Consider the following 15,067-nt stretch of genomic DNA (forward strand, 5'->3'; position numbering starts at 1 on the left):
CTGGAGTCGGGCGCGCCCGCACCAGCGGGCGCGCCCGTTTGCTCACCAGCCCTTGCGCTTCTGCCGATCCAGCGACTGGCTCAACATGAAGAAGGTACGGCCCATCTCGATCTCCACCCTGCGCACGCTGATATCGAAGCGCGCGGCGATCTCGTCGTAGGACCAGTTCTCGTAGCGCACGAGGCAGAACAGCTGACGGTGGAAGCGGGGCAGCGAATGAACGGCCCGCGCTATCCGCCGCAACTGCGGATCCTCGTACTCGGGGAAGGCATCGCGCAGGAACGCTTCGCGGATAGCCTGCTCCAGCTGATAGAAACGCCGCATCATGCCACGTCCTCCCCGAAAGCAAGGAGGTAGTCAGCGCCCTTGCTGGCTGCACTTGCCGCCCGGAAGATCGCCTTCTCGTCGGCGCGCAGGACTTCAAGCCACGCCCCAATGTAATCGGAATGGCGAACCGTGGGCTCGATGCCCAGCGACGCGCAGGCAAAGGCGGAGGTCATTTCGGCGACCAGTTCCTCCTTGGCGTACAAGGCCGAACCGAACTTGCCGCTCTGATCGCGCTCCAGCCGTCCCTTGCCGCCAGCCCAATGGCCAAGCTCGTGCAGTGCCGTGCGAAACCAGTTCACCGGCTCATGGAAGGCCGCCTGCGGGGGCACCTGCACATAGTCTTGCTTGGGCGAATAGAACGCTTCGCTCCCGCCGATCCGGAAGTCGGCACCGCTGGCGGTGATCAGCCTGTCCACCTCGGCTATCGCCATCACGGGATCAGGCGCCACCGCTTCTTCCGCATACTTTTCGGGCAGCCCCTCGATCTGATCGAGATTGAACGCCGTGAAGCGCTTCAGGAAGGCAATCGTGCGTGCCTCGCGGTCCTCTCCAGCGGCCTTCGCGGCCTCGTCCTTGGGGGTGAAGCGGTCGGCATAACAAATGACTGTGCCTTTCTCGCCCCGCCGGACATGCCCGCCTGCCTTCTCGGCCTGCTTGTAGGTAAGCCAGCGCTGCGACGTGAACTGACGCTCCACGGCCTCGCACCACAAGATCAGCACATTAATTCCGGAGTACTCCCGTCCGGACACCGCGTTGTGCGGCATCGTACATACGCACCGGGCCTTGTCCCAAGGCTGCACCCACGGAAGGCGTCCTTCTTCCAGCTCGGCGATCACACGTGCGGTAACCTCGCCATAAAGGCTCTGACGGTCGGCCATAACTCCTGCTCCTTTCCTCAACCGCCATTGACCGGCGCCAGGGTGGCGGGGGGCGGCAGGAGCAGACCAGAAGCCCCGCCGGCTGAAGGCGGGGCGCACCCGAAGGGGCGAAACGAAGAGGAGCACCCGGCAGCGCAGCGGACGGGTTGCGCGCCGTCGAGGCGGGGCTAGAGGGCAGCGACGCCCCCCGCCACCACGGAGCCGTCAAGGCTCAACGCCGCCGCGCCTCATGCGCGGGGACCATTGACGGGATGCCAAGGGCAGTCCGCAACCTGACAGGGATCGTCACGGCTCTGCCGACGAGACGGCGGCGCAGCCGGTGGCTCGGTTGAGAGCGAGCGAAATAGAGCCCGGCCGCGCCGCAGGCGCGGGTCAGCCCCCGCCTACAACCTGCTACTAACATCGAACCCCAAGATACTCTCTGAATTTTCATTCCAGCATAGTGACTTAGTCACCTCGTTGAGGAATAGGCCCGCGCCCTCGCGATCGGGCTTCACTCGCCCGGCAAGCCTCACACCCTGGCCGAAAGAATCCCATGCCCCGCCCCAGCTCCCAGAAACCAACAGCGGCCCCAAAGCCCAGTCAGGAAAAACGGGGAGCCAAGCGCAGGCAACCGGCCGAACATCCCGTTGCCCTGTTCCAGGAATGGGAGGAACCGGACAGCTTCGACGAAGCGCTGCGCCTTCACATGAAACGCTTCAACGAAACGAGCCTTCTTCTCCATCGCGCGATCATTCGCCCCGGCGAGACCTTCCATGCCGACACGCTCAAAGGCTGGAGCCTGGGCAAGCGTCTGCCCCGCAACGTCGCGAGCCTGGACGTGCTTGCGCGCATCGAGGCGCGCTACGGGCTACCTCACGGCTATTTCAAGGCGAAGCTGCCGCATCTTGGGCGCGCGCCCGCCGATCACGCGGTGCGCGGCATTGCCCCGGCCGAACAGCGCCGCCTGTCCTGGCATTTGCCGGACGATTTCGCCCAGCGCTCGCGCAAGGAGCGGGCGGAAATCCTCGAATGGGTCCGCACCGTCATCATTTCCGGTTCGACCGAATATCGACGCTATCAGGCCGATGCCGCCAAGCTGCGCTATGGCCTGCGGTTCCCTTCGCTGACCGGACGCAAGCCTCAAGGCCGACCGGCACCGATAAATGACCAGAGCGAAGGCGGCGACGCGCATCCCGGCACCAGCCTTACCCGCACGGCGAAGGAGGCTCCGCCGCGCCTCACCGCCGAACTGGCGGAACTCATCCGATTCAAGTCGAGCACGCTCACCGACATCGGCTTTCACCGGAACGGGGTCTGGAACGAGGAGACCATTCAACAGAAGGTGGAGCACCTGGGCCTTCTGTTCGGCGCCATGCACGCAGCCCCGGATGACGCCGTCGCGGGTCTCGGCGTTCCCGCAGAGCAGCTCACGCTGGCCCTGCTCGTTTTTCCGCGAACCTGGGACTGGTACATCCAGTGGCGCGAGGCACGGCGCGGCTTCTTCACCCGCTGGGAAGTGGACATGCTGCGCCTCGGAGCGGCACTGACCCGCAAGCGTACCGGATGGTTGCGCCAGATGCCCGAACTGGCAATGCGGCTTCTGCCTATCGAGGGCCTACTGAGCGCGGCCGACGTTGAGGCCACGCGGCAGGACTGGGATACGGCCTGCGACCGGCTCCACGCGCACGCCGTCGCCCGGGCCAAGGAAATCGAGCGCGTCGCGCGCGTGCATCGCGATCCGTTCGAGCCCATCCTGCCCGTTCTCGAAGCGGACAGCCCGGTGGGCGAGTACCGCAAGATCGCCGACGAAGTTCTGCGGCTGGCGCCCGATCCCGATCGCTATCCGCGCGCGGCGGCGGAAGCTGCGCGCGCGTTCCTGCTCATTCGCCTCGGCCTGCATCTGGGATTGCGGCAGAAGAACCTGCGTCAGTTGATGGTCTGCCCGCGTGACCGGCTGCCCCGGTCCGAGCGTCAGCTCGAAGCGCTGAAGCGTGGCGAGATCCGCTGGAGCGAACGCGACCATGGCTGGGAAGTCGTCATCCCCGCCAACGCCTTCAAGAACGCGGGGTCCTCGTTCTTCGATGGCCGCCCGTTCCGCCTCGTCTTGCCGGATCTGGGAGGCCTGCACCGGCACATCGACGAATTTATCCGTCGCCACCGCCCGGTGCTGCTCGGCACAATCGCCGATCCGGGCACCTTCTTCGTCAAGACCACCAAGGTCACCAGTCGAACCGCAGAATACGACCAGAACACCTTCTACGAGGCCTGGCGACTCGTGATACAGCGCTACGGCATCTACAATCCCTACACACAAAGAGGCGTGATCAAGGGACTGCTTCCGCACGGGCCGCACAACATCCGCGACGTCCTTGCAACCCACATCCTCAAGCAGACGGGGTCATACGAGCGCGCGAGCTACGCGATCCAGGACACGCCCGACATGGTCGCCAAGCACTACGGGCGCTTCCTTCCGCAGGACAAGTCCGCTCTCGCCGCACAGATTCTCAATCAGGTTTGGCTCGCAGCCTGATTTCCCGAGGTACATGTGGTGCGAGCGTAACATATGAGATTGAGCACGAGAGGTTCTCGACCAGATCGATCAGCTGCATTTTTAATGTGTGCGTTGAATAAGCGCCATTTTTTATCGCCAAGGCACTTTTCAGTGATCACATGCCTGCGTCAGCAAATCGATTGTAGTCTGACGAGCCGAAGGAACGAGATCTTTCGTGCTCTCGCGATGCATCAGCCGGGAGATCACTTTGTACGCAGCGTCCGCATCAAAACGGTGCGCAGCTGCTAGGGCAGTCTTGCATTTGTCCGCGCCAGCCTCCTGCAGTGCGCCGAGTACATACTCAGTCCCTAAAGCTTGGGCTACAGCGGCAATATCAAACATGTCACGTGGCTGCAGGCTCGCTCCCCTGTAGAAGACCTTCTTACCGACGATCTCTGCGGGTGTTTCTAGCTTGACCTTCACACCGCGGATTTCGGTCGATTTTGCACTATTTTCAGTGATATCAGCGCAGCAAATGAAGTCTATTTCGCCAACGTCATCGTAAATCAACTTGATCATTCGCGCGCCATCGACCTCATAGTCGTCCGGCTCGCGATCTATGGTGTAGTCCTGCGTGATCGGATTCAGGAAAGGCAGCACTTGTGGGTCATCGAGAAACAGATCCACATCATGGCTTTCACGATGATCGATCTGCAGCATCAGGGCCGTTCCGCCACCGAAGCTCCACAGAAACCTGTGCCCGATTACACTTTCGGCTTTTTCAATCGTCGCCACCGCCGCATCAAACAGCGTGCCCCACTGGCTAGGCTGCTGCATGATTCGCTAAGTCAGGCAGCAAGCGCCAGTGGAAATCCGGACTTTTGCGCGAATGCATTCGCGATGACATGGACTTTGCCTTCGTCCACACCCATATCCGCGATAAATGCCTTCTGCAGGGGGGGATTAACCTCTGAAAAGAAGGCGAAAACCGACGCGTCAAAAGTGTCCACGCTATCTGAGCTGACAAGTTTTTCGGCAAGCTGGTGCGCAGAAAGGTTCGCCCCATAAGGAGCGTTGACTGTCGTCAGCACTTTCTTCGCTACCCTGGTCATCGGACCCACGCTTTCTGTTATCAGCTCAATTGATATAGATTGTCTCGGTTGACAAAACAAGAACGAGTATAGGAGCTACCGGGTTCCAACACTGCATCACGCCCTTCGCAGCAAACCGTATCCGGCCTGGGATCAGTAAGCAGATCTCCTGTCGCGGTCGCGAGGGCGGATGTCCTCCCGCCCCCTGTCACTACGGCGCGCTTGTGACGCCTTAGCAGACCCAGGCCGCTGCGCGCCAGCAGTCCGTTTCGCACCGGCCTTGCGGAGCGTATCGAGATTGTCGGACCACCACTGCGCCATTTCGACGCGCTCTTTCCAGTGCATGCCGCGATGATAGGCAGCACGCACCTTGTTGCTGTCGCCATGGGCCAGCGCGCGCTCGATGGCATCGGGCGACCACTGCCCTGATTCATTCAGGAGCGTGCTTGCCATCGCCCGAAAGCCATGCGCCGTCATCTCGTCGCCCGAGAAACCAAGACGGCGCAGGGCCGCATTGATCGTGTTCTCGCTCATCGGTCGCCGCCGACTGCGGATCGAGGGGAAGACATAGCCAGTCGGCCCTGAAATCTCCTCGACCCGGCACAGGATCTCGATGGACTGGCGTGAGAGGGGCACCTGATGCGCACGGCGCATCTTCATCTTCTCGGTCGGAATGGTCCAGATCGCGGCATCGAAGTCGACTTCGTGCCATTCCGCATGGCGCAGTTCGCCTGGGCGCACAAAGACGTGCGGGAGGATCTGCATGGCAAGCCGGGTCAGTTCCTGCCCGTCGTAGCCGTCGATGGCGCGCAGCAGTTCACCGACCCGGTCGGCCTCGACGATCGCACCGTAATGCTTGGGACGAGGCGCGATGAGCGCGCCGCGCAGGTCGCGCGTGGGATCGGAGACAATCCGGGCGGTTGCGACCCCATAGCGAAAGACGCGCCCGGCAAGCTGCAGGACGCGCTTGGCCGTCTCGTAATTGCCCTTGGCCTCGATCCGCCGCAGCGCGACGAGAATTTCGATCGTGGTGATTGCGCCGATCGGCAGCCGCGAGATCGCCGAGCCAAGCCGGGTGATGTAGTATTCGCTTTTCGTTGCCGTCGATTCCGACATGCCCTCACGCCGCCGCTTGTCGATGAACTCCTGGGCAACCTTGCCGAAAGGATCATCACCGCTGGCCTGTGCCAGATAGTTGGCGAGGATCTTCTCGCGCGAAGGATCAATGCCTTCGAGAAGTTGCAGGCGGGCCTGGTCGCGTCTGGCGCGTGCCTCGGCCAGCGAGATGAGCGGATAAGGGCCAATGGCCAGCTTCTTCTCGCGCTTCTCCCAGCGGTATTTCATCCGCCACAGCTTGCTTCCGGACGGGTTGACCTGAAGGTACAAACCGGCGCCGTCACCCAGCTTGTAGGTTTTCGCCTGGGGTTTCGCGTTCTTGATGGTAAAGTCGGTGAGCGACATGATTGGGGGCCTCGTCCCGAATTGAGAATCGCGAGGCCCCCAAATATGCCCCAAAAGGATGGGCAGTCATGAGATGGCGGCGGACGCGATGAGCAGGAAGGCCCTAAAAATATCGCAGTTTTCTGCGGGTTACAACGCTCAGTGAGATGTGATGAGGTGTAATCCATGGTGGGCGGTGAGGGGCTCGAACCCCCGACCCTCTCGGTGTAAACGAGATGCTCTACCAACTGAGCTAACCGCCCGCAGGCGCTATTGCGCCGCACAAGAGGTGCCCATTACGCCATTTTGCGAGGGCGTCAAGCTCTCTTGCGTGGCGGGGCTGTTCGGCTGCGCGAAAGGTTCTCCACGGTATCGCGCAAGACGAGGTGGTGCGCCTGCGCGCCCGATCGTGTATTCGTGACGAGGCCATGTTCAGATTCAAGCGCGCTCCCGAACCGACTGAGCCGGTCGCGGACACCCAGCCTCTTTCCGACAATGCCCCGGGCGCGGACGCTGCGCCCGAAACGCCGCGCGCCGGGCGTTCGCGCTGGTGGTGGATCTCGCGCGGGGTCGCTGGCGTCCTCTTTGCCTTCCTGCTCCTGATCGGCTGGCTGGCCTTTACCGCCCCGCTCTCCAAGTCGCTCCAGCCCGTCTCGCCCCCGCAGATCACGCTGCTGGCCGCCGACGGCACACCGATCGCGCGCAACGGGGCCATTGTCGCCGCGCCCGTGAAGGCCGCCGACCTGCCCGACCACGTCAAGCAGGCCTTCATCGCGACCGAGGACCGGCGCTTCTACGAACACTGGGGGATCGACCCCTACGGCATCGCGCGCGCGGCCTGGACCAACCTTACGACCGGGACCACGCAGGGCGGCAGCACGATCACCCAGCAGCTCGCCAAGTTCACCTTCCTCTCGCCCGAACAGAGCCTGACGCGCAAGGCGCGCGAGGCGCTCATCGCGTTCTGGCTGGAGGCCTGGCTGAGCAAGGACGAGATCCTCGAGCGCTACCTTTCGAACGCCTATTACGGCGACAACACCTACGGCCTGCGCGCAGCCTCGATGCACTACTTCCACCGTCGCCCCGAACGCCTGCTCCCCGGGCAGGCGGCGATGCTGGCCGGACTGATGAAGGCGCCCTCGAGCCTCGCGCCCACCAACCACTACGAGGCCGCCGAAAAGCGCATGCGCGTGGTCCTCGCCGCGATGGTCGATGCCGGCTACATGACGCGCGAGGAAGCTGCCGCCATTCCCCCTCCCCCGCTCGACGTGCGCGACGGCAACGACCTTCCCACCGGCACCTACTTCGCCGACTGGGCACTGCCCCAGGCACGCAGCCTGACCGAACAGGGCTATGCCGCGCAGACGCTGACGACGACGCTCGATGCGCGGCTGCAACTGGCCGCCCGGCGCGCCATCGACAGCGCCGCACTGGGCTCCGCCCAGGTCGCGCTCGTCGCCATGCGCCGCAATGGGGAAGTCGTCGCGATGATCGGGGGCAAGGACTACGCCAAGAGCCCGTTCAACCGCGCGACGCAGGCCAAGCGGCAGCCCGGCTCCACCTTCAAGCTGTTCGTCTATCTTGCCGCGCTCCAGAACGGCTGGAGCCCCGAGGACACGATCTCGAACGCGGCCATCGAGACCGGCGGCTACCGCCCCAAGAACTCAGGGGGGCACTACTCGCCCACGATCACGCTGGAGGACGCCTTCGCGCGGTCGAGCAATGTCGCGGCCGTGCGCCTGTTCCAGCAGGTGGGCGATGAGAAGGTCATCAAGACTGCGCGGCGCCTTGGGGTCACAGAAGACCTCCCCGAAGGCGATCCCAGCCTGGCGCTGGGGACCGCAACGATGCCACTGATCGAACTGACGGCCGCCTATGCCGGCGTTGCCGCCAACAGCTTCCCGGTCGAACCGCGCGCCTTCCCGGTCGAAGAGAAGGGCTGGTTTGCACGCCTGCTCGATGGCAAGCACAGCCTCTCCAAGTCGCAGCACGCGGCAATGGAGAAGATGCTGCGCGCCGCGATCAACCGGGGAACGGGGCGCGCGGCGATGCTGCGCTCGCCCAACTTTGGCAAGACCGGCACGAGCCAGGAAAACCGCGACGCTCTGTTCGTAGGCTATGCGGGCGATTACGTGGTGGGCGTATGGGTCGGCAACGACGACAATTCCCCGCTCGGGCGCGTGTCGGGCGGCTCGACCCCCGCGCGCATCTGGCGCAGCTTCATGCAGCAGGCGCTGGGCGAGCGCGCCGCGCCCGCTGCCCCCAAGCCGCGCCCCGAAGGCCCGGTGCAGCCGCTCGACATCGAAGGGCTCGACCAGATCCCCGACGGCGGCCTGCCGCTGGGCGAAGGCAATCGCCTGCGCATCGAGGACGGCACCGCGATCATCACCACCGACCTCAACGGGTTGCCTCTCGATATCCAGCTCGACAGCGAGGGCCTGCGCTTCCAGGGCGAGCGGACGCTGGAGGAGGCGCGCCGGAGGATCGAGCGGGAGGCCGAAGCTCCGCCCCCTGAAGGGCCGTGAAGGGATGATTCAAGGGGCCATCGCCCCTTGACCCCGAAAATTGGCGACCTCACCATTATCCGCCACCGCGGCGCGCCATAGGTGAGCTCGACAGTTTGGGGAACCCGAGGGCAATGGCCCTCGGAAATCTTCGTCCTACCTTTAGTGGTGTGTGGTGATCGCCGCGCCGACGCGCGCCTCGATCTCGCCGCGGGGCAGACCCGGCTCGATGCGTTCGCCCAGCGTGTAGGTGATCGTCCCCGCCTTCTTCCAGACGCGATGATAGAGCCGCCCACTGTCGACCGCGACGGGGACGACCGGAAGGCCGAGCATCTTGTAGGTTCCGGCAAATCCCGAACGCAGCTGCGCGGTGGCACCCGTCGGCATGCGCGTGCCTTCCGGGAAGATCACCAGCTGGCGTCCCCTGGCCGCGAACCCGCGCGCGGTCGTGATCATCCGGCGAAGAGACGCCGCTCCGCCCGCGCGTTCGACCGCGACCACGCCAAAACGCGAGAGAGCCCAGCCCCAGCCCGGTATCTTGAGAAGTTCGGACTTGGGAAAAGGCGTGGGCCAGGGCGTCAGCAACGGCAGTTCGATCGCCTCAAAGAAGCTCTCGTGGCGCATCGCCACCAGCACACCGTCTTCGGGAAATTCCCCCTTTATCTCCACCCGGATGCCCAGCAGCCAGCGGCAGCAGAAGCGGTGAAAGGCGCTCCAACTGTACGCCAGCAGCCAGATCTGGCGCTCCCCCAGCGCCGCGAACGGCAGAGCCAGGAAAACCATGATCACCGAGCCGGGATAGAAGATGGCGTAGAACGCAAGGCTGCGCACGACGTCTGCGAAACGGGTTTCCATCAGGGGCTCCATTGCTCCCACAGATTGCTGGCGAGGCGCCAGAGGAGCTTGTGATATTCGAGGAACAGGGCGCTGAAGCTGGGGCGCGAGCGAACCGCATCGCGCCGCACCTCGACGCCTTCGGGCAGTTCGCGCAGCAATTCCAGTTCGGCACGGCGCATGTGCCAGTCGGCCGTCACCAGACGGATCGTGCGCACCTTGTGCCGCTCCACCCAGCGCGCGGTCTCGACCCCGTTCGAGCGGGTGTCATAGGCCTCGAAACCCAGGTCCACGCAGCACGCCATGGTGCGCGCAGGCACCTTGAATTCGGCCGCGAATTCAACCGGGCGCACCTCGGGATCGACGCCGGAGACGAACAGACGCGGCGCGGCGCCCTTCTCCAGCCCGTCAAGCGCATGTTCGATGCGCCCCTTGCTTCCCGTCAGCACGATGATCGCGTCACTTTTGGGCGCACCTGCCATCGGCCCGGGCAGCGTCACGGCGAACCAGACGAAGCCGAAGAACCAGACAAGCACGACAAAGGCGGCGGTGCGACGAAACATGACCTTGTTGGAAATAGCGGATGAATGCTTTCGCGGGCCTTATGGCGACACTTGCCCGCGTGTACCAGTGCTCTTTGCCCTAGAGCATCTTGCGCAGGGCGTGAAGCACGGTGAAGCGGGCCGTGATCATGGCGAGAAGCGTGGCGAGGATCGGCACCAGCGCCAGCAGGAGCCAGTCGCTCCAGACCAGCGCGCCGTTATCAACCAGCCCTGCCCCCAGCCCCTCGAACCGGCGGGCCAGGAGCACGATGACGACCAGCGCCAGGGCCAGCCCGACAGCGCCGCCGCCCGCGGCATCAAAGCCGATCGAACGCTGGAAGACCCGCGCCACCTGCTTGTCGGTTCCGCCCAGGAGGTGGACGATCTCGATCACGTCGCGGTTGGCGCCCAGCGCCGAGCGCGCCGCCAGAAGCACCGCGGCCGCCAGCGCCAGGGTAAGCAGCGCCACAAGCGCGATGGCGAGGATCTGGAGCGAGACCATCGCCTCAAACACCGGGCGCAGCCAGCTCGACTGGGCATCGACGCGGGCCGCCTCCGTCACCTTCCGTGCGGCCGCGCGGATCGTCTCGACCCGCTGCGGCGTCGCGCCGGTGGCAAGGCGCACGTCGATCAGCGCAGGGACAGGAATGGCCGAGCCGGTCGCTTCCGCGATGCCGCTGCCCAGCCACGGCTCGATCAGGCTGTCGAGCTCCTCGCGCGGCACGATGCGCAGGCCACTGACGCCGGGGAGCTGCTGCACGGCCTTCGCTACCTCGCGCGTCTGCCGGTCCCGGGTGTCCTCGCGCGGCTCGATGATCTGGATGGTGACGCCGCCCTCGATCTCGGCCTTCGCGGCCGAGACCGCGTTGCCGATGGAAAGCCCAGCGGCGAGCGCGATCGCGGTCAGGGCGACCATGATCGCGATCACCCAGGGCATGGGCCCGGACATGCGCCCCTGCGGGATCAGCTCTGCGCCGCCCCCGCCCAGACGCCGCATACCGTGCAGCATCGAGGGGCCCAGGCGCCGCTCGCGCCGTGTCGTCCCATCGCGGCTCATGTGCGTGCTCCGCTCATGTGCGACGGGCCGGAGGATGGCGCAGCGCGCCGGTCGGGTCGGCGAGCCGCCCCCGCTCCAGGCGCATGATCAGGCTGTCGGGCACCTTGCGCAGAAGATCGAGATCGTGGGTGGCGACCACTACGGTCGTGCCCTGGCGGTTGAGCATCTCGAACAGGCGCAGAAGCTTGAGCGCCATCTCGGGATCGACGTTGCCGGTCGGCTCGTCGGCAACAAGAACCGCCGGGCGCCCGATCACCGCGCGGGCAATGGCGATACGCTGCTGCTCGCCGCCCGAAAGCGTGGCGGGCACCGCGTCGATCCGCTCGGAGAGGCCCACCCATTCGAGGATGTCGCGCACGGGGCCCGCGATGTCCTTCTCTCCGTGGCCCGCCACGCGCAGCGGCAGGGCCACGTTGTCGAAGGCGGAAAGGTGGGGGACAAGCCGGAAGTCCTGAAAGACCACGCCGATCCGGCGGCGCAGCGCGGGCAGGCTGGCACGTGAAAGCGTGATAGCGTCGTTGCCGAACATGCGCACCGCGCCGCGCGAAGGGCGCTGGGCGAGATAGAGCAGTTTCAGCAGCGACGTCTTGCCCGCACCGCTGGCGCCCGTCAGAAAGTAGAAGCGCCCTGCATAGAGGGTAAACGTCAGGTCGCTCAGCACCTCGCGTTCGGTGCCATAGCGCAGCCCGACATTGTCGAAGTGGATGATTTCGCCCTCGGCAGTCATTCGTCTTCTTGTGAATAGTCCTGGCAGGGCCGAAAAGATGCGGCCACGCGCGCTATAGCGAGCAATCCATGTGGAAAAAAGGGCAATACGCCCCGTACCCACAAGTCGGGTGCTTGTCGTCCCTGCGCGAATGGTGCTTATGAGGTACTCGTATGATTATCGCCTGCCCAGCCTGCTCTACGCGTTACGCCGTACCGGATAACGCTATCGGCGTGGAAGGCCGCACGGTCCGCTGCGCCAAGTGCAAGCACAGCTGGTACCAGGACGGCTCTTCCCCCGAGGATCTGGCCGCGCCCGCTCCACAGCCCCGCCCGGCAGCGGCACCGGCTCCCATTGCCCAGCCCCCAGCTGCCGCACCTGCGCCAAGCCCTCAGCCGGCGCCGGAACCCGAGGCTGCGCCTCCCCCGCCCGCTCCAGAGCCGGTTGCCGCAACGCCAGCCCCCGCTCCCGCAGCGCCCACACCGGCACCTGCGCCCGCCCCGACACCACGCGCAGCACCCAGACCAGCCGCGAAGCCCAAGGTCCGGGCCGATGCGGAACGCGCCGAGATGGCGACGCCTGCTTCGCTGCGAAAGCCCCCGGCGGCGGTCTACGACGACACCGAGAACACGGTCCACTACGCCGACGAGCGCAGCTCCAGCTTCGATTTCGCGCCGCCCTTCCAGCCCCGCCGCAACTGGGCGAAGATCGGCACCTACGCAGCCTCGATCTTCGCGGTAGTAACACTGGGCCTGACCGGCGCCATCGCCTGGGGCGGCCTGCCCAACTGGATTCCCACCCCGCACGAGACCTTCCGGCAGGGCGAACCCGACCTCCAGCTCGATTTTCCGCGCAAACGCCAGGACCGCCAGCGCCTTGCCGATGGCAGCGACTTCTTCAGCGTCAGCGGCACGATCGGCAACATCGGCAGCGAGACCCGCTACGTGCCCTCGCTGCTGGTCGTCCTGCGCGACGCGCGCGAGCGGATCATCTACGAAAAGGAAATCGTGCCCCCCACGCGCAAGCTGGCGGCCGGTGAAGTCATCACCATCAACGAGGCCCTGACCGACATCCCCAAGGCCGCGACCACCGCCGAGATCGGCTGGAAGCCCGACTAAGCGTTCACCCGCGCCCGGAATTGCCGGGTCAGCAGGTCACGCCGCTGTCATACGCCCGCGCCATAGGGAGCGGGCATGCCTTCCCACCCCCCACTCCCGACGACCGTGGCCGAGACCGGCCCTGTCCGCCTGATCGTTCTGGCCGGGCAGCGCTGCCCGTCTTCTGACCCGCTGTCCGAGCGCTTCGGCGTCAGCCACCGCAGCCTGATCCCCCTCGCCGGACGCCCGCTGATCGCCCATGTCCTGCAGACCGGCGCGCAGCACCCCAAGATCGGCAGCCTGGCCATCTGCATCGAGCAGGAGGCCTTCGATCCGGTCTGGGACGTACTCACCCGCCTGCCCGGCCGGGGCGCGGTCACCCTCATCGAAGCGCGCGAGGACGTTGCCCAGAGCATTCGCGCCGCCGCGCAAGGATGGGATGGCCCGCTTCTCGTCACCACCGCTGATCATGCGCTCCTGAGCGGCGAGACCATCGACCAACTGGTCACGGCACTGGAGAGTGCCGACATCGCGCTCGCGCTCGCCCCGCGCGAGGCGGTCGAAGCGGTCCACCCCAGCGGCTCACCGCATTACCTGACCTTGCGTGACGGGCACCTCGCGCCCTGCGACCTCTACGGCGTGCGCAGCGCGGACTTCCTGGGAGCTGCCACGATCTTTCGCGGGCGCCGCGCCTCGGTGCGGGTGGCCTTGCGCATTGCGCGCGCCATGGGCCTTGTGGGCCTGCTCCTGCTGGCATTGGGGCTGGAGACGCGCAGCGGCGCTCTTGCGCGCGCCTCGCGTCGCCTGAAGGCCCGTGTGGAGGCGGTCATCACGCCGGACGGCACCCAGGCCATCGATGTCGGAAACGAGCAGAGCTACGCCATCGTGCGCCATCAACTTGAGGCGCGCGCGCGCGAGGTGGCAACCGTTCAGGACACCGCCCTCAGCGCCTCCTGACGCCCCCCCCTGCACGCACCACGCGCGCCACGCAGACACGCCGAAAGGCACCGGCCTTCCGGTTTCCCGGGAGGGGTGCCCGAAGGCTTTTATCCGTTTCTTTTCAGAAATCTGCCTGGTGCGGTCGAGAAGACTCGAACTTCCACGGGCTTTCGCCCACAACGACCTCAACGTTGCGCGTCTACCAATTCCGCCACGACCGCTAAATCAGAGGAGCTTTTCAAAGCGTCCCTCGGCAGGAGCGCGCCCCTAGCAAGGCTTTCCGGACCCGGCAAGTGATTCGTTTCGATTATTTTTGCAGCGCCTGCGCCCTCGCCTCACCGGCACGGTAAAAACTCCTGCATTTCCGCCATTTCAGGTCAAAATTGCTCCGCAAAAAAAGTTTCAGGCTGCCCCGGCGACGCGGACCAAAGTGCAATATCGAGCGCCGCGCCTTCCATGCGAAACCCTGCGCAAAGATCATGAACGGGGAGATTTTTTCACCATGCGCCATCCACGCGCCCATTCGCGAGGCTCTGTAACCTCGTCCATCGCCCTTGGCCTTGGCCTTGCGCTGGCCCTCTGCGCCTGTTCGGGCGGCCAGGAGGGCGAGGCTCCGACCACGCCGGAACCCAGCGCAAGTGCCACCTCGCCCGAGAGCCCCGTCGAACCGGAAAGCCTGCCCACCAGCCTGCCTAGCGAAAGTCCCGCCCCGCAAGCCGAGGCCAGCCCGGAGCCGAGCCCAACTCCAACTCCGGCGCCCACCGAAACCAAGGCGGCACCGGCTCCCAAACCCGCACCTACACCGACGCCAAGCCCGGAACCTGTCGCTGCAGCAGGCCCGCCCGCCGCCTTCGGGCGCTGCGCGGTGTGCCACAACGCGGAAAAAGGCGCGCCCGACAAGCTGGGGCCCAACCTCTTCGGCACCTTTGGCCACCCGATGGGCCAGGGCAGCTTCGGCTATTCGGACGCGCTCAGGAACGCCGGGCTTACTATGGACGAGGCCACCTTGCACCAGTGGCTGGAAAACCCGCGCAAGCTGGTCCCGGGCAACCGCATGAGCTTCCCCGGCATCAAGGACGCGGCCAAGCGCCAGGAGATCATCGACTACCTCAAGAAGCAGCGCTGAGAAAAAGGACAAGGAAGGAGGATCTTTTTCAAGGGGCCATCGCCCCTTGACCC

Annotated in this window: 14 protein-coding genes, 2 tRNA genes and 1 pseudogene; 6 read left to right on the forward strand and 11 right to left on the reverse strand. The window is 65.3% G+C overall.

The window, feature by feature from the left end; genetic code table 11:
• Positions 1–42: 42 nt before the first annotated feature.
• Both LC060_RS16420 and LC060_RS16425 read right to left on the reverse strand, forming a co-directional pair.
• Complete coding sequence (locus tag LC060_RS16420) at positions 43–327, reverse strand: sigma factor-like helix-turn-helix DNA-binding protein (protein WP_226637512.1); 285 nt, start codon at positions 325–327, stop codon at positions 43–45.
• Positions 324–1,205, reverse strand: a complete 882-nt coding sequence (locus LC060_RS16425) for an ArdC family protein (protein ID WP_226637520.1) — start codon at positions 1,203–1,205, stop codon at positions 324–326. The genes LC060_RS16420 and LC060_RS16425 overlap by 4 nt, the downstream gene beginning before the upstream one ends.
• Positions 1,206–1,740: 535 nt before the next feature.
• On the opposite strand from LC060_RS16425, the gene LC060_RS16430 reads away from it, so the two are divergent.
• On the forward strand, positions 1,741–3,717 hold the full coding sequence (locus tag LC060_RS16430; RefSeq protein WP_226637522.1) for a hypothetical protein: 1,977 nt from the start codon (positions 1,741–1,743) through the stop codon (positions 3,715–3,717).
• 129 nt (positions 3,718–3,846) lie between these two features.
• Here the strand turns inward: LC060_RS16430 and LC060_RS16435 are convergent, their stop codons facing one another.
• From LC060_RS16435 to LC060_RS16450, 4 genes are all read right to left on the reverse strand, one after another.
• A complete protein-coding gene (locus LC060_RS16435) occupies positions 3,847–4,515 on the reverse strand; it encodes a nucleotidyl transferase AbiEii/AbiGii toxin family protein (RefSeq protein WP_148626379.1) in 669 nt (222 codons plus the stop codon).
• Positions 4,516–4,526: 11 nt separating this feature from the next.
• Complete coding sequence (locus tag LC060_RS16440) at positions 4,527–4,790, reverse strand: hypothetical protein (RefSeq protein ID WP_148626378.1); 264 nt, start codon at positions 4,788–4,790, stop codon at positions 4,527–4,529.
• 132 nt (positions 4,791–4,922) lie between these two features.
• A complete protein-coding gene (locus LC060_RS16445) occupies positions 4,923–6,230 on the reverse strand; it encodes a tyrosine-type recombinase/integrase (protein ID WP_148626377.1) in 1,308 nt (435 codons plus the stop codon).
• Positions 6,231–6,396: 166 nt separating this feature from the next.
• Positions 6,397–6,472, reverse strand: a tRNA-Val gene (locus tag LC060_RS16450).
• A gap of 165 nt (positions 6,473–6,637) precedes the next feature.
• On the opposite strand from LC060_RS16450, the gene LC060_RS16455 reads away from it, so the two are divergent.
• A complete protein-coding gene (locus LC060_RS16455) occupies positions 6,638–8,734 on the forward strand; it encodes a transglycosylase domain-containing protein (protein WP_226637530.1) in 2,097 nt (698 codons plus the stop codon).
• A 141-nt stretch (positions 8,735–8,875) separates the two neighbouring features.
• Here LC060_RS16455 and LC060_RS16460 read toward each other — a convergent pair whose 3' ends face one another.
• The 4 genes from LC060_RS16460 to ftsE all read right to left on the reverse strand — a co-directional run bounded on the left by LC060_RS16460 (position 8,876) and on the right by ftsE (position 11,873).
• The gene (locus LC060_RS16460) at positions 8,876–9,568 is read right to left on the reverse strand and encodes a lysophospholipid acyltransferase family protein (RefSeq protein ID WP_226637532.1); all 693 of its coding nucleotides are present in this window, start codon (positions 9,566–9,568) and stop codon (positions 8,876–8,878) included.
• Positions 9,568–10,110, reverse strand: a complete 543-nt coding sequence (locus LC060_RS16465) for a YdcF family protein (RefSeq protein ID WP_226637535.1) — start codon at positions 10,108–10,110, stop codon at positions 9,568–9,570. Before LC060_RS16465 ends, LC060_RS16460 begins: the two co-directional genes overlap by 1 nt.
• Positions 10,111–10,189: 79 nt before the next feature.
• Positions 10,190–11,098: a cell division protein FtsX gene (locus tag LC060_RS16470; RefSeq protein ID WP_413465136.1), complete on the reverse strand. Its 909-nt coding sequence runs from the start codon at positions 11,096–11,098 to the stop codon at positions 10,190–10,192.
• 61 nt (positions 11,099–11,159) lie between these two features.
• The gene (gene ftsE, locus LC060_RS16475) at positions 11,160–11,873 is read right to left on the reverse strand and encodes a cell division ATP-binding protein FtsE (RefSeq protein WP_039390437.1); all 714 of its coding nucleotides are present in this window, start codon (positions 11,871–11,873) and stop codon (positions 11,160–11,162) included.
• A gap of 152 nt (positions 11,874–12,025) precedes the next feature.
• Between ftsE and LC060_RS16480 the strand changes: the two are divergent.
• The 3 genes and pseudogenes from LC060_RS16480 to LC060_RS16490 all read left to right on the forward strand — a co-directional run.
• Positions 12,026–12,124, forward strand: a pseudogene (locus tag LC060_RS16480) (MJ0042-type zinc finger domain-containing protein); the annotation flags it as partial.
• A 297-nt stretch (positions 12,125–12,421) separates the two neighbouring features.
• Positions 12,422–12,970 carry a DUF3426 domain-containing protein gene (locus LC060_RS16485; protein WP_226638249.1) on the forward strand — a complete coding sequence of 183 codons (549 nt, stop codon included), beginning with the start codon at positions 12,422–12,424 and terminating at the stop codon, positions 12,968–12,970.
• 75 nt (positions 12,971–13,045) lie between these two features.
• Positions 13,046–13,906 carry an NTP transferase domain-containing protein gene (locus tag LC060_RS16490; protein WP_226637539.1) on the forward strand — a complete coding sequence of 287 codons (861 nt, stop codon included), beginning with the start codon at positions 13,046–13,048 and terminating at the stop codon, positions 13,904–13,906.
• A gap of 116 nt (positions 13,907–14,022) precedes the next feature.
• On the opposite strand, the gene LC060_RS16495 is transcribed toward LC060_RS16490, so the two are convergent.
• A tRNA-Leu gene (locus tag LC060_RS16495) sits at positions 14,023–14,109 on the reverse strand.
• Between the two features lie 281 nt (positions 14,110–14,390).
• Between LC060_RS16495 and LC060_RS16500 the strand changes: the two genes are divergently transcribed.
• Positions 14,391–15,014, forward strand: a complete 624-nt coding sequence (locus LC060_RS16500; protein WP_226637541.1) for a c-type cytochrome — start codon at positions 14,391–14,393, stop codon at positions 15,012–15,014.
• Positions 15,015–15,067 lie beyond the last annotated feature (53 nt).

Source organism: Novosphingobium profundi, from assembly GCF_020524485.1.
GTDB lineage: Bacteria > Pseudomonadota > Alphaproteobacteria > Sphingomonadales > Sphingomonadaceae > Novosphingobium > Novosphingobium profundi_A.

Coding starts and splice junctions, on each gene's coding strand:
- LC060_RS16420 (WP_226637512.1), bottom strand. CDS start 327: ATGATGCGGCGTTTCTATCAGCTGGAGCAGGCTATCCGCGAAGCGTTC.
- LC060_RS16425 (WP_226637520.1), bottom strand. CDS start 1,205: ATGGCCGACCGTCAGAGCCTTTATGGCGAGGTTACCGCACGTGTGATC.
- LC060_RS16430 (WP_226637522.1), top strand. CDS start 1,741: ATGCCCCGCCCCAGCTCCCAGAAACCAACAGCGGCCCCAAAGCCCAGT.
- LC060_RS16435 (WP_148626379.1), bottom strand. CDS start 4,515: ATGCAGCAGCCTAGCCAGTGGGGCACGCTGTTTGATGCGGCGGTGGCG.
- LC060_RS16440 (WP_148626378.1), bottom strand. CDS start 4,790: ATGACCAGGGTAGCGAAGAAAGTGCTGACGACAGTCAACGCTCCTTAT.
- LC060_RS16445 (WP_148626377.1), bottom strand. CDS start 6,230: ATGTCGCTCACCGACTTTACCATCAAGAACGCGAAACCCCAGGCGAAA.
- LC060_RS16455 (WP_226637530.1), top strand. CDS start 6,638: ATGTTCAGATTCAAGCGCGCTCCCGAACCGACTGAGCCGGTCGCGGAC.
- LC060_RS16460 (WP_226637532.1), bottom strand. CDS start 9,568: ATGGAAACCCGTTTCGCAGACGTCGTGCGCAGCCTTGCGTTCTACGCC.
- LC060_RS16465 (WP_226637535.1), bottom strand. CDS start 10,110: ATGTTTCGTCGCACCGCCGCCTTTGTCGTGCTTGTCTGGTTCTTCGGC.
- LC060_RS16470 (WP_413465136.1), bottom strand. CDS start 11,098: ATGCTGCACGGTATGCGGCGTCTGGGCGGGGGCGGCGCAGAGCTGATC.
- ftsE (WP_039390437.1), bottom strand. CDS start 11,873: ATGACTGCCGAGGGCGAAATCATCCACTTCGACAATGTCGGGCTGCGC.
- LC060_RS16485 (WP_226638249.1), top strand. CDS start 12,422: ATGGCGACGCCTGCTTCGCTGCGAAAGCCCCCGGCGGCGGTCTACGAC.
- LC060_RS16490 (WP_226637539.1), top strand. CDS start 13,046: ATGCCTTCCCACCCCCCACTCCCGACGACCGTGGCCGAGACCGGCCCT.
- LC060_RS16500 (WP_226637541.1), top strand. CDS start 14,391: ATGCGCCATCCACGCGCCCATTCGCGAGGCTCTGTAACCTCGTCCATC.